General features: G+C 40.0%; 15 protein-coding genes. 1 reads left to right on the plus strand and 14 read right to left on the minus strand.

The genetic code is table 11. From position 1 onward, the window contains the following. Positions 1-4: 4 nt before the first annotated feature. From ACINLD_RS16115 to ACINLD_RS16180, 14 genes are all read right to left on the minus strand, one after another. A complete protein-coding gene (locus ACINLD_RS16115) occupies positions 5-2,680 on the minus strand; it encodes a heparinase II/III family protein (protein ID WP_410207073.1) in 2,676 nt (891 codons plus the stop codon). A 29-nt stretch (positions 2,681-2,709) separates the two neighbouring features. After that, positions 2,710-3,723, minus strand: coding sequence for a glycosyltransferase family 4 protein (locus ACINLD_RS16120; protein WP_410207074.1), 1,014 nt, complete (start codon positions 3,721-3,723; stop codon positions 2,710-2,712). A 12-nt stretch (positions 3,724-3,735) separates the two neighbouring features. Then, on the minus strand, positions 3,736-7,209 hold the full coding sequence (locus tag ACINLD_RS16125; protein WP_409444342.1) for a glycosyltransferase: 3,474 nt from the start codon (positions 7,207-7,209) through the stop codon (positions 3,736-3,738). Between the two features lie 21 nt (positions 7,210-7,230). Then, positions 7,231-7,488 (minus strand): hypothetical protein, encoded by a 258-nt coding sequence (locus ACINLD_RS16130; protein WP_409444343.1) that lies wholly within the window; start codon positions 7,486-7,488, stop codon positions 7,231-7,233. After that, positions 7,485-8,786, minus strand: a complete 1,302-nt coding sequence (locus tag ACINLD_RS16135) for a glycosyltransferase (RefSeq protein WP_410207075.1) — start codon at positions 8,784-8,786, stop codon at positions 7,485-7,487. Before ACINLD_RS16135 ends, ACINLD_RS16130 begins: the two co-directional genes overlap by 4 nt. 2 nt (positions 8,787-8,788) lie before the next feature. Beyond that, positions 8,789-9,994 (minus strand): glycosyltransferase family 4 protein, encoded by a 1,206-nt coding sequence (locus ACINLD_RS16140; RefSeq protein WP_236251196.1) that lies wholly within the window; start codon positions 9,992-9,994, stop codon positions 8,789-8,791. A gap of 265 nt (positions 9,995-10,259) precedes the next feature. Then, positions 10,260-12,893 carry an N-acetylglucosaminidase gene (locus ACINLD_RS16145; protein ID WP_410207076.1) on the minus strand — a complete coding sequence of 878 codons (2,634 nt, stop codon included), beginning with the start codon at positions 12,891-12,893 and terminating at the stop codon, positions 10,260-10,262. 131 nt (positions 12,894-13,024) lie between these two features. Then, complete coding sequence (gene manA, locus ACINLD_RS16150) at positions 13,025-13,975, minus strand: mannose-6-phosphate isomerase, class I (RefSeq protein ID WP_277691746.1); 951 nt, start codon at positions 13,973-13,975, stop codon at positions 13,025-13,027. A gap of 168 nt (positions 13,976-14,143) precedes the next feature. Further along, positions 14,144-14,590: an anaerobic ribonucleoside-triphosphate reductase activating protein gene (gene nrdG / locus ACINLD_RS16155; RefSeq protein ID WP_277691747.1), complete on the minus strand. Its 447-nt coding sequence runs from the start codon at positions 14,588-14,590 to the stop codon at positions 14,144-14,146. Next, positions 14,587-16,455, minus strand: a complete 1,869-nt coding sequence (locus ACINLD_RS16160; RefSeq protein ID WP_077736069.1) for an anaerobic ribonucleoside triphosphate reductase — start codon at positions 16,453-16,455, stop codon at positions 14,587-14,589. Before ACINLD_RS16160 ends, nrdG begins: the two co-directional genes overlap by 4 nt. Positions 16,456-16,625: 170 nt before the next feature. Next, positions 16,626-17,609, minus strand: coding sequence for a 2-keto-3-deoxygluconate transporter (kdgT, locus tag ACINLD_RS16165; protein ID WP_026588985.1), 984 nt, complete (start codon positions 17,607-17,609; stop codon positions 16,626-16,628). A 60-nt stretch (positions 17,610-17,669) separates the two neighbouring features. Beyond that, complete coding sequence (locus ACINLD_RS16170) at positions 17,670-18,284, minus strand: bifunctional 4-hydroxy-2-oxoglutarate aldolase/2-dehydro-3-deoxy-phosphogluconate aldolase (protein WP_035428526.1); 615 nt, start codon at positions 18,282-18,284, stop codon at positions 17,670-17,672. A 5-nt stretch (positions 18,285-18,289) separates the two neighbouring features. Then, positions 18,290-19,252 (minus strand): sugar kinase, encoded by a 963-nt coding sequence (locus tag ACINLD_RS16175; RefSeq protein ID WP_026588987.1) that lies wholly within the window; start codon positions 19,250-19,252, stop codon positions 18,290-18,292. An 89-nt stretch (positions 19,253-19,341) separates the two neighbouring features. Beyond that, positions 19,342-20,361 carry a LacI family DNA-binding transcriptional regulator gene (locus ACINLD_RS16180; protein WP_026588988.1) on the minus strand — a complete coding sequence of 340 codons (1,020 nt, stop codon included), beginning with the start codon at positions 20,359-20,361 and terminating at the stop codon, positions 19,342-19,344. A 248-nt stretch (positions 20,362-20,609) separates the two neighbouring features. On the opposite strand from ACINLD_RS16180, the gene kduI reads away from it, so the two are divergent. Continuing rightward, positions 20,610-21,437 carry a 5-dehydro-4-deoxy-D-glucuronate isomerase gene (gene kduI, locus ACINLD_RS16185; protein ID WP_026588989.1) on the plus strand — a complete coding sequence of 276 codons (828 nt, stop codon included), beginning with the start codon at positions 20,610-20,612 and terminating at the stop codon, positions 21,435-21,437. Positions 21,438-21,451 lie beyond the last annotated feature (14 nt).

A 21,451-nucleotide genomic window follows, 5' to 3' on the forward strand; every position in this document is an offset into this window, starting at 1 on the left:
CTCTCTAATTAATTTTAATTGGATCGCTGTTAAGAGCAACACGTTTATCCGTTTTGTTTTTCACATAAGCTCTGACTTGATATGAGGCTTTTTCTTTTATATTAAAAATAGCTTGATTACTTCGACTGTAAGGTATCTTTTCTTCCAAAATTCCTTCTTTATAAAGGTAAAAAGCATAGTATAGATCTTCTCCATAAGCCTTTGTAGAGACTATAATACTATCATCCCTTCTTTCAGTATGAACAGATTTAATATAAAAGTCATCTATATCTAAATGAATATTATAATCAGATTGAATACCCAATATTAATTTTAAATGATGCTGTAGATAACGAGGAAAATATCTCTTTAACCCCGTATGATCCATATTTTCTTTAATATCCAGCTGAGTTTTATATCCTTTATTTTTCAAAGTGTTATACAGCGGCATGACATGATCGGATAAATGATGATCTTTTTTCCCAACTAATAATTTTATATTTGGGCTATTATCTACAGGTTGATTTAAAATGTTGTAAAGTATTTGGTCAAGGTAATAACAATCACCCTCGGTAAATCCGCTGGCAATGTACTCAGCGACATGTTTATGCGGCGCTTGATGGATAAGGAATTGTCCAAGCTTTGATTGTGGTCCGCCGGCTATTACGTTACCAAAGTGATATTTTATTCCAAAATAAAGTGCAGAGAAACCGCCTTTAGATGATCCGACAGCTGTTATGTTCTTTTGTAAAATTTCATATTTGGAGGTGAAATAATTTATCAGAGACATAACAGATGTTTCTATAGAAAAGTCTCTATCTTTCCCAATATAATATGAACCTTGTATGCCGAAATCATCCAATATAAATAACTTGTTTGTTTTTAGACTGCTTAAAGTCTTTTTGTAATTAAACATATAGTTATAATCTTTCCCCATAGCTGAGAAGACGATAGTCAAATGATTTTTATAACTCTCTTCAGTTGCTTCCTCAAATAAATACTTTAAATCTCTTGTACTTGAGTAGTCTTTTTCAAGACGTAAAGATTCATTTAATACTGGTATTTTAAAAGAGGAAAAACGAAATTCAGTCCGGCAATCAACACTGCTTCCAGTTAAATTGACTTCCAGAGTAGTAGAAGGTAGCTTGTTCTCCATCTCGGGAAAAATCCATCCGCTATATGTTGGTGCAGTTTGACCCTTTCTAATATTGATGATTGGAGAAGCTTTTGTAGATAATTCGAGTTCCATTACTTTTTGATTGCCCCTAAAAAACTCTACAATATGATCTCTTTTTTTCACTTCAATATCTCTGGCCACATGCCATAAAAGTTGGTATTCATTTTTAGTATCGGAAGAAATCGTGTCCTGAACAATTATATTTTGATTTTGCTTATTAAACTTTACGTTTCTTTTATGAACTACTCCGTCAAAACGTTTATTAACACCGGTAGCTTCACTTTCATCTTGTCCAATATAATAATTCTCAATATAAACATCATCATATTTTCCATCAGTTCGAGGCAAGCCCTTCCCATTAACTAATAAAGTGTTATGAGCGTATGAAGAAAAAGCATATCTAGTGTATGGATCTTTATAGTTATAACCATTTGGACCGGCTTCGGTTATGATCTCTCCATTTGAATAAATATAAAGATTTAAGTCATCACTATGTTTGTGATAATCGACGTGGTATGCTGCTGAAAAAAAGCAATATGTTGCCTTTTCTTTTTTGTTCCAATCATCTCTGAATATTGCATAACCTGCCTCTTTAAACACAATATCATTATCTGCCGGCGGTGTTCCTTTTTCTCCATTAGTAACAGAATAAAGAAATTCATCGGTATCAAAAAGATGATTATAACTTGTTTCTAAAACTTTTTTTGGTTCAGTATCACAAATAGGAGGTAGAAATCCGTCCGGCCGAATGACGTGTGTAGCATACTTCTCTGCTTTAAGATATAAAGCATAAAAACTTTCGAAAGCATTGCTATTAAACTCTTTCATCCAGTCCATTAATTTTTTTATTTGAGAAACAACCAATAGATGGTACGCTGGCGAATGTTCTTTATGAACCCCTTCTGCTGTAAAAATATATTCGAAATAATTTTTCAGCCTTTCAATTGATACCTCAATAAACTCTCTACATTTTTCATCGTCTTCAAACATAAAAAATGAAGCAAATTGTAATAGTGAAATATCTTGAAACATCCCATGGTTTGTATTGGTTGAATGAAAAGAATCGTCACTTAACAGTTCTGCGGTTTCCCACATTTTATTTTTTAATCGTTCTACCCTGTCTTGATTCATTTTATTTTTAGCATAAATATAAAACTTCAACCAATACTGCAATCTTAGCGCTGTCGTTTCATCATGCCATCCCATTGTATTGGCTGTATCAATATAATCATTATTTTCTATCCAGTCTTCAATCAAATCGAATGCTTTATATAAATAAATATCATCATTTTTAAAAATATAAGCTTCCAATAGACAACCTAAAAAGCTATTGGCATGTATGAGCCTGAGATAACTTCTTGATTGATCGCCTTTCCAGTCAATCTTTTCTTTATAGGTTGTTATTCCAAAAGGAGGTATCTTAAAAGCGTTTCTTCTCAATATTAAATTTGCTGCGTCTATAGGATCTTTATTCCTGCTACCAGGTAATGCTTTTACTAATGCTTGAAGCTGTGTTTCTGTCATCCGGTCCGGCCTATATAAAAAGACCACATTCAACCCTCTCCTTCGGAATAAAGATTTTCTATCACATTAATCCACTGTGCTGCAATTTTTTTAACATCAAAATATTCCTCTGTATATTTTACTAATTTTTCTCTCATGGCATTTTTGTCACTTATTGAATTAATCTCAATAATCTTTTTTACACACTCATCAACATTTTGATGAATATATTCTGATGAATAAATCGTATTACTTCCATCCCAATTTAAAATAACAGGAAACGCGCCTGAAGCCATCCCCTCACCAGGAGCTAAATGAAAGCTTTCCGAATCACTCGTTGATAAAACAAAATTTATTTTTTGCAACCATTCGGGGACATCGTTTCCAAAGCCATCAAAGATTACCGAATCTCTCCACTCAGCTTCCCTAATCCTCTTAAATACGGTCTCATAAAAATCCCTTTCGGTTTCATTATTCCAAAGCCAAGGATATTCTTGAGGATGTTTTCCTTTGATATACAATTTGTATCTATTATCTAATGTCCATAACTTTTCAAATATATCAATGGCAAGGTCAAGCCGTTTTAACTTTGGACACATCCCGATAAACCCAAGATTAAAGTCAGAATCTTTTTTTGTCTTATTCAAAACTTTTGTATCTATCGAATTGTAAATCATCAACATTTTTTCTCTAGGGAATTTAAACACTCTATAAAATTCTTCATATATATAGGGAGAGATAGCAACTATCTTATTTATATTCTCGATTCTGAACTGCCTAGGATAAACTGTTTTTAGTTCTTGGGCATGCATCCGCACGATCAATTTTTGTTGTGGCAACTTATGATTTGAATACCATACTGCATTCCCAAGACCCCATTCGCAAAAAATGATATCTGCCCATTTAAGACATTCCCGGCTGTATTCTTCATCATGAACATTGTGACCTTTCCATTTATCAATTTTAATGGAGAAGTTATCACTCTTTTCTAAAATCGAGATAATATCTTCAGCAAATTTTAAGTCGTGGCCTGCAATTACTAATTTCTTTTTATTCACTCTCATTTAAGACAAACCTCAAATCTCAATTTGTTTAAGTTGCTCCACAGCCGTAATTGAATCGCCGTTTTCAACATAATTAAATTTATCATTACTAAATAATCTGCTGCCTTGCTTATAGTAAATTGAAAAATCCATTCCTTTTTCCATATCTGACAATAAATCATTTAAGTTTTGTTTTGCGAATACATCCAATTTAAACACCGAACTTGCAATTTTTAAATTATAGACATATTCATATTCAGAATTAGGGTTATTTTCAACAAGCTTATTATCAACAAAAGCAAATTGACTTCTTTTACCTATGACTTCACTATCAGTAAAGGTTGTGCATAACATTAAATCCAAAAGATAATTCTCTCCATAATAATCATTTGATGAGAAGTATGCACAGTATGAGGTATCAAGCCACTCTTTTATATTTTGATAGTTATGAAAGTAGCTTTTTATAAAGGTTTTAACATTTTTGTTGTTATATTTATTAAACAGCTCAAGGTATCCTGGAAATAAATCTACCAAGATACATAATTCTTTGTTCTGGTAAGTCTGCTTCTCAAACTTTTTTAGCAACTTCAAAAATTCTTCCTTTGAACTTGCAAATCCTAAAACTGTTACTCTCGGTAATTCACTTCTAAAGTTCAAGCCTATTTTATCAATAATTTTATTTAACCTGTGTGTGTAAGTGTGGTACTTTAATACCTCACGAATCCCCCTCATTGCCTTCTTACGGTAATTTTCCTCGGAATTCAAAAGGAATTGAAACGCATTATTGATATCCTGTTCATCTTCAGAAATGTACACGAGATCCCCTAATAGGTTTTTAACTCCCTTTGCATAGGTACTGATAACAGGCGTCCCGCAAGCTAAACCTTCGAAAACTCTTCGAGAGAACATCGTAGGAGAATTTTTCACAGTGTTGACATTAATCATTACCTTATAGCCTTTATATGCCTTATCAATTTCATAATATTTTAGAGTACCTTTGATATTTTCACTATATTTTTCAGGGAAACAATGATTAGGCATTAAACCGGCTGATGTTTTTTCATAGTTTCTATCATAAATATCTAAACCATATTTCTTTGCAATATCTAGTATTCGATCCATATCTTCAGATCTTTCTTTATGCAGTCGATAATATGAGCCAGCAAAGCAGGCTTTGTTTATTCGCTCATTTTGGATTTTAATAGGGTTGTGAATCTTCGGCTGAGCAGCAAACGGAAGCGAATAAACATTTTCATGTCCTACCTCTTTTTTATAAAAAGGCACCATATCTTCATCTGTGGTAAATATATAATCGAATTTTTTGGCGATATTAATAAACCGATTATAGTGAACAGGATCTTCTTTATTCCAAAAGACAGTTGGTATATTTTTTGCATTACACCACTTAATAAGATCAAATAGAGCCTTATTTTGTTCTTCACCATAATCACCGACACGTTTAAACCAAGATCCATTATTGCCATTCCATGCTGATTCAACCATAAGCATATCGGGAATATCTCTTGTTAAAACTTCAAGCCAATTGTCAGGTGTAAATTGAATTAAATCACATTCTTCCGAAAATGAGGCTCTTGTAAATTCATCAAAAATAACAGCCATTTTCAACTCGTTTATCTTTTTCGAAGGCAATAAACCCATTTGTTCAACTTCTCTTTTAGTATTCCATTCTGGAGTTGTATGATCACTTACAGATGAACATTCCCTAATCTCGAACTCTTCAATACAAAATTGTCCAGACCCTCCAACTCGCATTGTAATTCTTATTTTATTTACATTTTTTTGCGGTTTATAGATTGTAACATCGTTAACTTTGAGCTGATAAACCTGTATTTTTTCGTCATTTGCATATCCTACAATCATTGGAATCAGTTCGATTCCTTCACCCATTGAAGCACGGAAATCGAATTCATATTTATATTCACTTTTTATATCAATTAAATTATTTTTCGGAGGAATACTAAACTTATTATTCTTTTCTCTATAAGATAAATATTGTTTTTGATTAGTTTGTTTCGTGATCTCCCCAATTAATTTGTTATCTTCTTTTATTAGATTTAAACTTTTTTTACTATAAAACCAATCTTTCGGATCAAGATCTACTTTGAGGCGTTTGGTATACTCTACTTCTCTCTCATTTATACCGAGGGAGAGATTGTTTAAGTATCCTTTGCCCCTCAGCCGGAAAAACAACCTGATTATTTTGGTATTATCATTAAACTCAATCTTAGTTGCTTGGTTTACTTTTATTTGGTGGATTTCAATTCTGTCATAATCATCATATCCTTCAACAAAAAGGTCCAACCTTAATTCGCCTTTCATTGAAGCACCTAAAAAGAATTCGTAAACATGATTCTGCTTTACCGGAAAACTGCTTCCATTTTCTACAAACGGTATTTCTTTAAGATAAAAATGTTTATACTGTTCTCCAATTAGGAAAGAGGTGATTACATCTTTTTCTTGATTATACGTGACCAAATTATCTACTTTGCTTCTAAACATATTCATATTGATTTTTGCATTATAATCAAAAACTTCATTGTTAACTGGTTTTTGTTCAAACAAATAGGGATTCCAGAATTCTTTACCGTCTATTGCGATTTTTTCAAAATTCAATTTGCCAGAACCAGCGACTCTAATGGCCAGCCTGGCCCAGACAGATCCCTTTGGAACATTTATTTTTTTATTTTGGTTAAAAGCAACTTTCTTCACATTTATTTTCGATTGATTGTCATAGAAAATAATAGAGAGTTGAACATCTAATGTTCTATCTTTTTCACCTCTAAATGAAACGAAAAAAGATTCCTTATCAAATGCAACTGGAAATTTGGGCTTAATATCAAAATTTTCGTTGAGCTCTTTATAGGAAAGATAAATATGGTGGTTATTTTTCAATTGGAAATTTAGTTCTTTACTAAGCTTGTCATATTTGATATTCGGTAAATTAGGTATACACCACTGAGTATTATCAATATATTTAAGCTTTGTTTGCTTTACATTGTTCCAAAGGAGAATATCATTGATAGCCAATTTTGTTATATCTAAAAATCCTCTTCCTTTGAGTCGGATAGCAAACCTCATAAATTTTTCTTCATTATTAAACTTAATAGTTTTCGACTCATTTAGTAACAAAGACTCTGTTCTAACTTTTTCTTTTTGGTTATTATAGACTAAAATATAAAAATCGGCCTTGATTCCTTCACTTTTATTCCCTTCAAAAGAAATATTATAAGATGTACTATCAGCCAAATTTAAAGAATTTATCTCCGGTCCTAGCGAGAAATCTCTATTTTTTTCATCAAAAGAAATGTAACTTACCCCTAAATCACTTTTGTGTATCTTATAACTTTCATCAACTAGTACATTTCGATTGCTTGGTATATACCAGCTTCCTACACTCTCTTCAGCTGAAGAAGCAGAAATGAAACTCTCAATAAATGCTCTCTGTTGATATAAGGAATTGAGTTTCTCCTGGGTTTTATTAATCATAAAATACTCCTCACTAACATCTTACTTTTTTTTAGTTAACTTTCTTCTGAACGTCCAGTACTTTATTGTTAATCTCCCTAAAAAAGAATTCCTCAAGGAATAATATCTTTTTTCTAGTTTTGAGTACTTTTCTTCTAGTTTTTTTAATTCAAGTAATTCATTTTCTCTTAGTTTAAATTGCTTTTCCAATTCATTTAACACAAAATCCAATTTAGATCTAAGATCTTCTATTACAAATTCATTTGAGGTTTCTTCCGTACCTTGGGATGTTTTTTTCATGCTTTTCTCCCTCTCATTGTTTCGTAAATCACTATAAACCTCTCTTTTTCCTTCATCCAATTATATATTTCACTTGCTTTTTCACAGTTCCTACTCAATTCACTTCTAAGCATTGGATTTGCAAGGAGATGATTCACACCCTCGGCTATGGAACTAGGATCATGAGAGTCTACAATAATTCCCGTTTTTTCTTTTTGCACTACCTTTTTGATCTCGGGAAAATCACAAGCAACCACCGGAACCCCGGCCATCATGTATTCGAACAATTTGTTCGAAGAAGCTGAATAGTGATTAAAGCACACATTATTTAATACTTGAAAACCTAAATATGCATTGCGCGTATATTTAGGGAGGTCAGACAGCGGAACCTTTGGCAAAAATCTAACTCTGTCTTCGATTCCCATTTCATCAACCATTTTTTCCAAATCGGGCTTTATACGGCCATCTCCAATAAACACTAGTGTTCCTTCGATAAATTTCGGAGCCGCTTTAACGAGATTTTCAAGTCCCCTTCCCGTTTGTATACCCCCTTGATACAAAAGGATTTTTTCCTTTTCCGGAAGGTTCAATAGGCTGTGGAGATCGATTTTTTCACTGTTTTCTTCTATTTGTTTAAATGGGTAGTTGTGCACTACATCCGGATAAAAACTGTAAAGATCCTCATTATACTTTGCTCTCGTATGGTTTTCGACAATCATTGCATCAATTTTTTTAATCAAAAAAGCTTCCATTTTTCCATAAAAGCTGCTGTCGTAACCCGTTCTGCTTGTTTGTACTTCATGAGAATCATAAATCAGCTTTTTTTTCTTCAAGCGGAAATTTGAACATATATAACCTTGCGGAAGTGTGTTTAAATCATTTGAATGGTAGATGTCATACTTCCGCTTCGCCCCTTTTAAAATCATTCTTAAAATGATGCTTCCTCTGACAATTGCTGTCTTCAGTTTCGTTTTGAGAACGGTTAAAGCAAAAAGAGTACAGATGATGACAGGAATCGGCATCATATATACTAAAAACAGCCATAAGAGAGCAGACAGCAGCAGCAAAAATTTATTCTGCCTTAACTTCTTCATGATCATTTGAAAAAACTGAAGGCTTACCGGATATCTCTTGACGCGATGCACCCTAAAATGTTGATTGTATTCTTCAAAAGTTTTAAGATTAGGATCTTTTGGATCGTGGATACAAATCAAATCAACATCATAGGTATCTTCGGACAGTGCTGTACATTCCCTCATCACCCTTGCATCATTTGTAAAATGGTTCCAAACAAACATACAAACTTTTGTTCTCATCATAATCAACCTTTAGCAATTTGATCTAACAAATTCGTTAATTTGTTAATATTGTTTTCCCACAAGAATTTTTTTTCGATAAATTCTCTGCAATTAGACTGCATCTCTTCTAATAGTTCCGGATCATTGTAAAGCTTTAAAATATAGCTTACCATTTCATCAACTGATTGACGGCTTGTCACAAAGCCGATTTTTTCATTTTCAATCAGCTGTTTGGAATATCCAGACAATGAAGCGACAACAGGAAGTTTGCATGTTAAGTAGTCAATAATTTTACCCGGGAGTACAGTTTCAAAGACCTTGGAATTATTCAGTGTTGCAATTCCCACATCACAGCGCGACATCCGGTTTAAACAATCTTGTCTTCCCATCGGCTTTATAAGCTTAACGTTTTTAAGGTTATGGCGCTGGACAAAATCTGTAAAAGTCTGTTTTTGCACTCCATAGCCAATAACGTTTAGAGAAATATTATGTTCACTCAGCTTTTTTGCAAGCTGCATTAAAATTGTGACATCTTGAGCCAGTCCAATGTTGCCTGCATAAACGACATTAAACATTGAGTCGCCGTCTCTTTTCTTCAGTATCGTCTCTTTTTTTCTGGCAGCATTCGGCAGGAATATCAGCTTTTTTGTTAAACCCTCGGATTTATTTTTAAAATGGTTTATAAATCCCTCACTGTTGATAATGATATGGTCCGCTTTTTTGTATAAAGCAGATTCCATTTTTTCAAATAACCAAATGATATAAGAACGATTAAATACGCCAACACCTTTCAGTGATTCCGGCCATAAATCTCTGACATCCAACAGCAGTTTCGCATTGTAACGATTTTTAGCGATTAAACCGACAAATGCTACAAAAATAGGCGGAGAAGTAACAAACACAATATCATATTTATTTTTATCCTTCTTCACGTAAAAAAACATTTTCAACATGATCTCAAGATAATAGAACAGGCGGCTAAAGAAGTTTGAAGAATATTTTTTATTCTGAACTGACAATCGAGTAACTCTTTTTCGGTCTACATCGATTTCCCGCTCGTTCCAAAAATCTTCTTGAGAATAAATGTCTCTGGAAGGATACGTCGGCTCTGTGGTCAAAACATCTACATGATAACCTTTTTGCTTCAGCATAAGGAAAATGGTTTTCATCCGGTTACCTGCACTGCCGATTTCAGGATAAAAATTTTGTGTGATCATTAAAATTTTCAAATAAACTCCCCGCACTTCCACAAAAATTTTAAAAATGATGCTGCGTATGAATCAAATCCCATCATCACCTGAAAATGTAAAATATGCAAGCGAATCACCAAATGAAACAGATTCATATAATTCTGTAAGTCTATCTAAGATTATAATATTTACAAAACGACAAATGCAACAGCAGTTCGCGAATTTCGACACAATTCTCCTTTCCTTTATCAGGGAATTTGTTGTGTAAAAAAACCTACACAAATAGGAAGCAGGTCCCTGCTCCCTAACGATAAACCGATACATCATAATACAAAGTATAGTCTTCAAGCAATACATAAAGGCCGTACATTCTCCCCACCTGCTTGTAAGCCCAGCCGACATCTGTCGCGTACTGATGAAGGGCATTCGGCGACCATCTCATCTTATAGAGTGTGTCCTGTTTGTAAGTCGGGTGGTGAATGTATTTTTCACCGATGAATTTAGCTCCGCCCATGATCGCGGCCTCCGGTGTGAACCAGCCCTGTTCATAGGCGTATTTGGCGCCATAGTAGAGCGGATTGCTGTCATAGGCACCGACTCCGTACATATTGTAAACCTTTTTGCCGTTGAACATCGTTCCTTTGGCCAACTCGGAAGTTCCGTTGCCCGTCTCAAGGAGGGAGTGCGAAATGAGGTACAGTTCATTGATGCTGTATCTTCTCGCGGCATCGATGAACGCCTGTCCTTTGCCTGTCAAAATTCCTTTATGATAAAGAATTTTTCTATTGACTTCGGCAGCATTCAATCCGGCTGTTTGCGAAAGTTTTAAAAATTGAAAGTACGCCGAGCTGTCCTTTGTGAAATTTTCCGGATTGACATATTTCTCGACTTCTTCTCTGCTCGCATTGCGCCAGTTCATTCTGATTTTAGCCCAGCCGTTTTCTTGGGAGATGATGCTGACTTTATTCCCTTTCTGCAGCTGTCCGATGATATTTCCGCTAACGACGCGCGGACTTGACCTGACATTCAACAGATCCGCGGTTACGGTTTGGTTGGCAGTATTGATATAGCTTAATGATACATATGCAGGCGCATCCGTTTGCGGACTGACTTTCATCTGCTTGTCTACCATTTGGCTTAGCGTGATCCCGTAATCGTTCGTGGTGATTTGCGGGCCATTTTTGATTTTGATGATCGTCACCGGCCATCCGTAACTTGTTTTGATCCGATTGGCTGCAGCCTCTGCGCGGATTTTTCCTGTAAATTGTTCATTGATCAAGATGTGAAAAAGGCTGGTCGTCTTCGTTTGATATGTCGCACTGACACCGTTTTTCTTAAAGACATTCAGCCCCCGGTCAAGATCTGTCTTGCTTGTGATCCGGCTTGCTGTAATCCGGTACTGTCTGTAGCCGTATTCACCGGTTTTTACGATTTTACCTGGTATATTTCGCTTGCTGAAAAATTCGAGCGCTTGCTTTAATTTGTCCGTGCTCAGCACAGCCTCTGAACTTAGCGTATACCGGCTGTCATATTGACCTGTCTTTTCGGTTGCTGCATGAAGGCCGAGCTCTTCAAAGAAACGGAGCGCTTTTTTCACCTTGTCCTGTTCATAAATAGATGCCGTTGTCAGCTGATAATGACTGTGATTTTTTTTCCCTGTCGCTGCTGCTTTACCGGCTGCACCGTTTTTCTTAAAGACATTCAATCCTTTATTGATTTGTCCTTGTTCGGCGGTTTCTTTTGATGCGATCCTGTAGCGGACCTCGGTCGTGTTTCCTGCATGTTGAGCCGTTGCTTGAATGTTTTTGTTCTTAAAGAACAGAATGCCATCGTTCGCTTTCCTTTGTTCTGAAACCGCGCTGGAAACGATCCGGAAAGATGTTTGCTTTTTTCCCGCCTTAGAGGCGGTATAGCGCCATGTTTTCTTTTTGAAAAAGACATCTATTTTTTTGAGATTTTGACTGTCCACATTTTTCGTGCTGATCATCCAGAAGCGCGTCCCTTTCACCTTTTTTGCGGCAGAGGCCACGCCTGTATTCTTTTTCATTTGGCTGGCGGCATTTTTCGCGCTCTTTTCGTCATTAAAATATCCCGATTTGATATGATATAGCTGCCCGGGCTTCCCAGCGGCTTCATATTTGCCTTTCATCTTAAGCTTGTTTTCAAACTGCCTCAGCAGATTTTTCGCGTTTGATTCACCTTGTATCACACCGGTGACAATTTTATACCGGGGCTGCTGTTTTCTTATCGTTTCTATAGAGCCTTTAAGGGCGGTTTCTTTTTCAAATTGCAAAAGCAGGCTTTTCGCTTTGTTTCCGTCTGCGATTTCACCCGAATAAAGCTTTACTGTATTTTTTCCGGTTCCGTATGGAGCGTATGACGCCTTTAGGCCGGTCTCTTTTTCAAAACGGCTGAGGATGGCTTTTGTTTGCTTCTCCCCCTCAATTCCCTCTGTGGTCACCTTAACGTAAGCCTCTCGTTTTCCAGCGATTGTGTAAGCTGCCTTCAGGCCGGTTTCTTTTTCAAATTGGAGAGCCCATTCCTTGGCTTTTGCTTCACCGGCAAATTCCTTTGACACCGCTTTTGCTAAAGGTTCTTTCTGACCGATCGTACCATAGGATGCTTTCAAGGCCGTTTCTTTTTGAAGCTGCTCAAGCAGATTTTTGGCTCTGCTCTCCCCTTCAATCCCGCCTGTCATCAAGACGTATGTTGTACCGTTTTTTCCTGATGGTTGATACTCGGCTTTCCATCCCGTGTCTTTTTTCAGTTGTTCAACTGCTTTTACAGCTTCGTTTTCACTATTAAACTCTTTTGTTGTTTCAATTTTGTAGACGGAAGTGTCCGTGTATGCTGCAAAAGCGGGAATTGCCGGAACTGCCGCATGTATGCATAACATCATCGCAGTGAAACAGACGGCTTTTTTGATAGTCTTGTTCACATTCTCTTCTCCCCTCGCCCTTTCGAGCTTCCTAGGTTCTTGATCTTGCTTTCTCTTTTTATCGGCACTGTGGAGATGTTTTTTCACAATAAAAAAGCTTACCGGCCTTTTTTTGAGACCGGTAAGCTTTTTTATATGTGCGATACAATGAGTTCGCATGTTCCTTCTATTGTAAAGTCATGGATTCCCGCAGGCAGGATAAAGTTTGTTCCTTTGCCGATCAAATACGTTTCACCGCCCTGAATGAGCTTGGCTTCCCCTTCTATGACACTGCACAGAAGGAAAGGGTGATCCTGAGTCAGCTCGGCGAGTCCATCGACATCCCATTTGTATACTGAAAAATACTCCGCTTCAACAAATGTTTTAATGGTGATGCCTTTTCTTGTTTCTGTTGATTCGTCAGCGTATCCGTCAACATGTGGCACGGTTGTGACATTGATCGCCTGTCCAAGGTGAAGCTCGCGCTTTTCTCCATTTTGGTCAGTCCGGTCATAATCGTACACCCGGTATGTCGTATCAGAGCTTTGCTGGGTTTCAAGGACAAGCGTGCCTTCACAAAGAGCGTGTATCGTACCGCTTGGAACGTAATAAAAATCGCCCGGTTTGATTTTAATTCGCCTTAAAAGATTATCCCAATCCCCGCTGTTGATCATCGTGACAAGCTCTGTCCGCGTTCTTGCCGTGTGGCCGTAGACGATTTCCGCCCCCTCTTTGCAGTCGATGATATACCAGCATTCCGTCTTTCCAAGTTCACCGTTTTCATGTTCTCCCGCATAGTAGTCGTCAGGGTGAACCTGAACGGAAAGATCCTTGTTCGCGTCGAGAATTTTTGTTAGAAGCGGAAAGCGGTCGCCTTCTATGCCGCCAAACAGTTCGCGATGCTCATTCCAAAGCTCTGCGAGCGTTTTTCCTTTATACTGTCCTGAAGCCACGAGATTCGGCCCATTTGGATGAGCGGAAATCGCCCAGCATTCACCTGTCAAATCAGAAGGGATGTCATAGCCAAATCGTTCTCTCAAGGCTGTTCCTCCCCATATTCTTTCCTTGAATTCAGGCTGCAAAAAAATCGGTGATTGCGTCATGAAGCCGTTACCCCCTTTGTTATCCATATCCTTTTCCATGCAGGGCTATGTAAATAAAACGCTTTCTTTTATCGTTGGCAGTCCTTTTTAAGGATAACCTTTTCATATTCAATTATGACGTTATCTCAATAGAAGTCAATGAAAAACAGAAGCCTGTCAGGCCTCTGTTCATGTTAATTCGATAATCTTTTGATTGGAGCTTCCCCTGTAAAGCAGTGTCAAATCTCTTTTATTAATCTCAAACGGACCATCGACCAATACATCACAGCAGGCTAACAGCGCGCTGTGCTTTTCATTGCTTAAAATCTGCTCATACGTGTATCCGCTGTACAGCCATATATCTTTATCAGAATGCTCTTTGATTTTCTTCGAGAGCTCGATCAGCTCGCTTGCATGCAAAAGCGGTTCCCCTCCTGAATACGTCACGTTTGTGAGAGGGTTTTTCATAATTTCTGCAAACACTTCGTCAACGCTCATATCAAATCCGTTATTGATATTCCAGCTCTGTTTATTATGGCAGCCTTCACACATATGCGGACAGCCGGCCAAAAAGACGACTGTCCTCAGTCCTTCTCCGTCTACGATGCTGTCATGGATAATATTCATCACTTTCATAGGTGCTTCACTCTGTCCTTTTCTTCTTGTCTTTTCGCGGAATTCCATTTTGACATATCCCCGACCAAATATCCGGTAATTCTTCTGATCCGTTCGATGAATGCTTCATCACGGTTTTTGCACTGCGGACATTCATTATCGATAATCCCGGTAAAGCCGCAGGCTTTGCAATGATCGACGGGATGATTGATCGATGCGTATCCCATGCCTTCTTTGCGCATCGCATTGACAATCGTATCCATCGCTTTAATATTCTTTTTCGGATCTCCGTCCAATTCGATATAACTGATGTGCCCGCCGTTGCACAGCAGATGGAAAGGCGCTTCCTTCCGGATCTTTTCGATTGCTGTCAGCTTATAGTGAACAGGGATGTGAAATGAGTTCGTATAATAAATCCGGTCTGTTACATTGCGGATAGAGCCGAATTGAGCGCTGTCTTTTTTCACGAATTTCCCTGAAAGTCCTTCCGCAGGTGTCGCGATCAAGGAAAAGTTCAGCTTGTGCTGCTCAGTGGCTTCGTCTGCTTTATCCCTCATAAATTGAACGATTCTTTTTCCCAGTTCAAATGCTTCATCGCTCTCTCCGTGGTGTTTGCCAATCAATGCCGTCAAGGCTTCGGCAAGTCCGATAAAACCGATGCTCAACGTTCCGTGCTTCAGGACGTCTTCAAGTGTGTCATCTGGGCCAAGCTTCTCACTTTCATGCCAAATGCCTTGCGAATAAAGAAATTTGAAGTCTTTTGCCCTTTTTTTGCATTGAAAGGCGTAACGTTCCAGCAATTGCTGAATGGTTAGATCGATGTAATGATTTAAAGAAGTGAAAAATTGGTCAATACTTTCACTAAGCAGGGCAATTTTGACGATGTTGACCGATGTAAATGACAAATTTCCTCTGCTGATGCTGTTTTCTTTCCCATTGATATTCGACATGACGCGGGTTCTGCAGCCCATATAAGCGATTTCGCTTTCCGGTGTCCCGTCATAAAAAGGCTTGTTTACGGGAGAATCAATGAAGCTGAAGTTGGGAAACAGCCTTTCAGCGCTCGTTTCTAAAGCCAGCTGATATAAATCATAGTTCGTATCTGTCGGGCGGACGTTGATTCCTTCTTTCATTTTGAAAATTTGAATCGGAAAAATCGGCGTCTCCCCTTTGCCCAAACCGGCTTTTGTCGCCTTGAGAATGTTCTTGATGAGGATGCGTCCTTCCTTTGAGGTGTCCGTTCCATAATTAATGGAGACGAACGGAACCTGCCCTCCGCCTCTGGAGTGCATGCTGTTGGCGTTATGTATAAATGCTTCGCAAGCTTGATAGGTTGTCCGATCCGTCTCTATCCACGCCCTTTCGGCGCTTTCCTCTTCAGACCATGAAGTCGGATATTCTTTGATTCTCTTCATATGCTTTTCAAACGTTTTGCGGACATAGGGCGCCAAGTCATAATCAAACATCGGAAACGATTGGCCCCCATGCTGCATGTTTTGATTCGATTGAAAGATGATGGATGCAAGCGATAGCGCGCTCATAATGTCTTTCGGTTCTCTTAAGGATCCGTGGCCTGTGTTAAATCCGTCTTTCAGCAGCTTTCCTAAAGGAATTTGGCAGCAGGTCGTCGTTCCGCTTGCCATAAAATCCAAATCATGCGGATATAAAAAATTGTCATCGACCGCCTTCTTCACTTCCGGCGACATTAAGTAATGGAGCGCATAATGTCTGGAGCTCTCGGATGCAAACCGGCTCATTTGCCCCATCGGGGACCGGCCGTCCACATTGGCATTTTCCTGCATAATATCATGGTTTCCATACCCTACGATGTCGTGAAACGTTTCTGTCAATTGTGATAATCCTTGTTCTTTACTGCCTGTTGTCATCCTGATCTCTCCTATTAAAACCATATATTGTGTTAGCTTTTCAAACAAACACTATATATTGATATTAGCACGGATTTCATTGGTGAATTTCAACAATTTGGTGACGTTCATTCAACACGTTAACAAAAAGCGCCGCGGATCTTCTCTATCCGCGGCGCTTTTTGCCTGAATCATTTATAGTCAATCGTTATTTGTTTTGGAGGCTTCCTCTGCTTTGTCCTTTTTTCGATCCAAACTGTCGCGAGCGGCGTCAAGAGCGAGGTGACAATCACGCTTGTGGCAATGATCGCCGTGGCGGATTCCGCTACGGGTGCAAACATCGGATTTGCATCAGCAAGGGCGTATGGAACGGCTACGGCCGCCCCGGCGGTCGATGATGCCGCGACTCCTGCCACACCATCTCCCCTCGCAATGAATCTGTCCAAGAGATAAAGTGAGCTTCCGGATAATATGACGACCGCCACTCCTACAAAAATCCCCAACAGGCCCGATTTGATCAGCATTTTAAAATCGAGCGTGTTTCCTAAGGAAAATGCAAAAAACGGAATAATCGCCGGGACGACTTTGCCGAATAAATCGCGCAGCTCTGTGTCAAGGTTTCCCAGTATACAGCCGAGTAAAAACGGGATGACCGTCGCAGCGAGCGTCTCCCATGGGAATGCCGCGAGTCCTGTCACACCAAACGTAACCATCGTCATAAACGGGCCTGACTCCGTGCTGATAAAAGCAAAAGCACCGGCGTCTTCCTTTCGTCCCAAATGATTCATTAAAGCCAAATACAGTCCGCCGTTTGTTTCATTCATGACCGCTACAATGGCTAAAACGGAGAGCCCCGCAAAAAAGCCCGATTTTATCCCTTCATCAGGGATAAATTGCGAAGCGATCAACCCCAATACAGCGGCAAAACCAACTTTGCCGATCAAAAGCGTCAATCCTTTTCTGGCGATATAGCCTGAAGAGCGAAAGTCGATGGTCGCTCCCACACAAAAGATAAACACGCCTAAAATCGGCAGTGTTCCGGTAATCAGGGCGCCCGTAAATCCGCCGAAAAACTCTGCCGTTCCAGGGGCAAACGTATTCAGCGTTGCGCCCAGAAACAGCGGAATGATCATCATACCACCCGGCACACGTTCAATCGTTGCTTTAATTTTCATCATTTAATCTCCTATTCTCAGGTTAATGAAAACACAAAGCTATTGATCTTTAGAAATGCCTTATTGATGTTTGATGCCTCTGTGAAAAATGCGCTCGAGATCCTCTGCAGAGGCTTTTTCGAGCTGGCTTCCCACCCCTACAGCCAATGCTCCGGCATCAAGCCACTTTTCTACATCGCCCGGATGGATACCCCCGGTTGGAATAAAGCGGATGTTTGGAAAAGGCCCGGCTAGATTTTTCATATAGGGAATCCCTGATGTCCCGCCGGGGAACAATTTCAATGTGCGGAACCCCTTTGATACCGCTTCCATTATTTCGCTCGGCGTCAAAACCCCCGGAATAAAAAATGGATGCATGGAAGCCATTTCATCAGCCAGTTCACTGGAAAAACCGGGACTGACGATAAACTGAGCCCCCCGGGCGGCGGCTTCCCGCGCCTGTCCGCTCTCTGTGACCGTTCCCGCCCCGATTAAGAGGCCGTCTTTTTTTGCAAATGTTTCGATCAGTTCGGACGCTCCCGGTGTGGTATATGTGATTTCAATCGCGGTAATTCCCTTCTCGATCAGGCGATGAATCTTGTCTTCAGCCGCTTTCATGTCTTTTGCCCGGACGACGGCGATCAGCCCGGCTTCTGCCAGATGTTCCTGCACTTTTTCCATCATGGACATTCCCATTATGGTTACCCCCCTATTTTTTGATTGTTTCTCATAGCCGCCATAAAACTTTTAAGCCGTTCTCTTGACGGAAGGCCATCCATATCACCCGGCGCCATAACCGCGAGCGCTCCGATGGCATTTGCCCTCTGCACTGCCTCTTCCAATGGCAGCCGGTCCAGCAGTCCGCTGATCATTCCGACGGCAAAACCATCCCCCGCTCCAACGGTGTCGACCACTTCAACGGGATATCCGGACACATAGCCCTCTTCTTCCGCCGTCCGGTAATAGGCGCCTTCCTTTCCTAGCTTGACGACGATCAGCTTGACTCCCTGCTCCAAATAAAACGCCGCGATTTTCTCAGGGGTATGAAAGCCTGTCAGCAGCTTGCCTTCATTGATTCCGGGAAAAAACCAGTCCGCCTGTGATGCGAATTCGTTGATCGTATGCACCATTGTCTCCTGATCGGGCCAAAGCTGAAAACGAAGGTTCGGATCGAACGAAATCGTTTTTCCCTCCTTTTTCATTTGCTGAACAGCGTGATGAGAAAATGCTTTCATCTTATTTGATAAGGCAGGCGGTATCCCTGTCATGTGCAGATGGTTCGCCTGTTTGAAGTAACCGGATGGGTAATCTTCGATGCCCATTGTGCTTGCGGCCGACCCTTTCCGGTAGTAAGTCACATCAGGATCACCGCTTTCAACCTTTGACTTAAGCAATATTCCCGTCTGTTTTCCTGCTGTGCGTTTGACTGCTGAAATATCGACATGTTCCTTTTTCAATTCATTTAAAATGAAGGTCCCGAGCGAATCAGCGCCAACCTTGCTAACCCAGCCTACCCGAAAGCCTAAGCGGGCCAGCCCGACGGCAACGTTTGTTTCGGCTCCGGCGAGCGCTTTGGAAAAAGAAGAAACCTCGTGGAGCTCACCTGTTTCATTTGCATAAAACATCGCCATCGATTCGCCGAAGGTCATGACGTCTAACGCCATTCTCATCTTCCCCCTTTCAAAATGGTACCGGTTTCAAACATGGTGTTCAAAAAACACTCTCTCCGTGAGGGAGTGTTTTCTGTCAAACGCTATAATGAATGTCTTAGAACCAATTCCGCTTCAAGCTGAATTGTTTGCGGGGCGCTTTCGTCTCCTTCAAGCCGTTTAATGATGCGCTCCATTGCGACCTTGCCCATCTCATGAGACGGCTGGGCGATGGTCGTGATGCCCGGACCGATTAATTTATACCATTCCGTATCATCAAACCCTGCAATTCCGACGTCTTCTGGAATCGATACACCGAGCTCATACAGACAGCTGATGATTTTCAGCATCAGAAGGCCGTTGTTTCCGAGGATCGCTTTTTTCTCCCCCTCGCTGACCGCCAAAAAGCTTTTCACCGATTCCATCAGAGCTTTTTTGTCTTTGGCCTCCACTTCATGGACAAAAGGAGTGCGCCCGGCATCGCGTGCAAGCGCAATTTCAGTGTAGGCTGATACCCGCTCTTCCCTCGGACTGATGCCTTTCATCGGTTCTGTAAACAAACCGACATGAGCGTAGCCTTTATCATACATCATGTTGACGATTTGACCGGTGATTTCGCGGTTATTTGTTGTGACTGCATCAATCTTCAGACCTGGCACTTTCCGGTCAACGAGCACAATCGATACGTCCTGATCGATCAGATCCAACAGTACGTCGTTGTTCCGGCCGGTTGTATTGATGATCAGCCCTTCAATGTAATGCGCATTCAGCTTGTGCAGCATTTCTCTTTCTTTTTCAGGACTGTTGTCGGTGTTGCAGACCATAATGCTGTATCCGTACTGATCACAAACCTCTTCTACTCCCCTTAAGGTGGCGACTGAAAACGGGTTGGTGATATCGGCCACTAAAAAGCCGATGAGCTTGCTTTTTTTCACCTTTAAGCCCTGGGCCATTTGGCTGGGACGGTAGTTCAGCTCCGCGATCGCTTTTTTGATGCTCTTCACCTTTTGCGGTGAAATGGCATCGAGCTTCCCATTGATGTACCGGGAAACCGTTGATTTTGAAACGCCTGCATATGCGGCTACTTCGTTGATGGTTACTTTTCCTGTTTGTTTATCCTTCATTCAAGTACTCCTATACGCCTTAAATTTGAAACCGATTTCAAAAACTTTATATCATCAGCATATCACATCATAAAAATTTTGGAAGAGGGATTTTTAAGTTTTTAAGAATCAGATTGACAATCCTAAGAAAAAACGAAAAATCCGGTTGACGGTTTCCATTATTTACTTTAAAATTCATGTTTGAAACCGTTACCAAAAACTTTGATGCTTCATTCAAGTCAAAACGTCCAATCCTAGGAGGAGAATGTATGGAAAATCGTTATTCTGTTCATCCTGAACAAGCGAAACGATTCACAACCGCAGAGCTTCGCGAGCATTTTTTAATAGAATCATTGTTTGCCGAAAATCAGCTGAAAATGGTTTATTCACATGAAGACAGGGTCGTGATTGGCGGTGCTGTTCCGGTCAATGAATCGATACAGCTTGATGCGGGCGATTTCTTAAAAACGGACTATTTCCTTGAGCGCCGTGAAATCGGCATTGTGAACGTCGGAATGCCCGGCGCGGTTAAGATCGGCGGCGAGGAACATGTGATGGGGCATAAGGATTTTCTGTATATCGGCTTGGGAAATCAAGACGTTTCCTTTTCAAGCTTGGATGAAGGAACGGCAAAGTTTTATTTCGTTTCCGCGACCGCGCACAAAAATTATCCTGTACAAAAAGCTTCGCTTGCTGAGCTCCCGTACGACCACTTGGGGGAGGAGGCCTCATCGAATGTCCGCAATCTGTATAAAGTGATTCATGCTGACGGCATCCAGAGCTGTCAGCTGATGATGGGGATTACGTTTCTTGAGCCTCATAATACATGGAATACGATGCCGGCCCATGTGCATGACCGGCGGATGGAAGTTTACCTTTACCTTGATCTTGATGAATCGGAAAAAGTGTTCCACTTCATGGGCGAACCGACGGAAACCCGGCACCTTGTCGTCGGAAATGAACAGGCCGTCATTTCTCCGGCATGGTCTGTCCACTCGGGTTCAGGCACATCCAACTACTGCTTTATTTGGGCGATGGCCGGTGAAAACTACACATTTAAGGACATGGACGCTGTCCCGATGAATGTCATACGGTAAGGACGTGATAGAAG

The organism is Bacillus sp. z60-11, assembly GCF_046464135.1.
Lineage (GTDB): Bacteria > Bacillota > Bacilli > Bacillales > Bacillaceae > Bacillus > Bacillus sonorensis_A.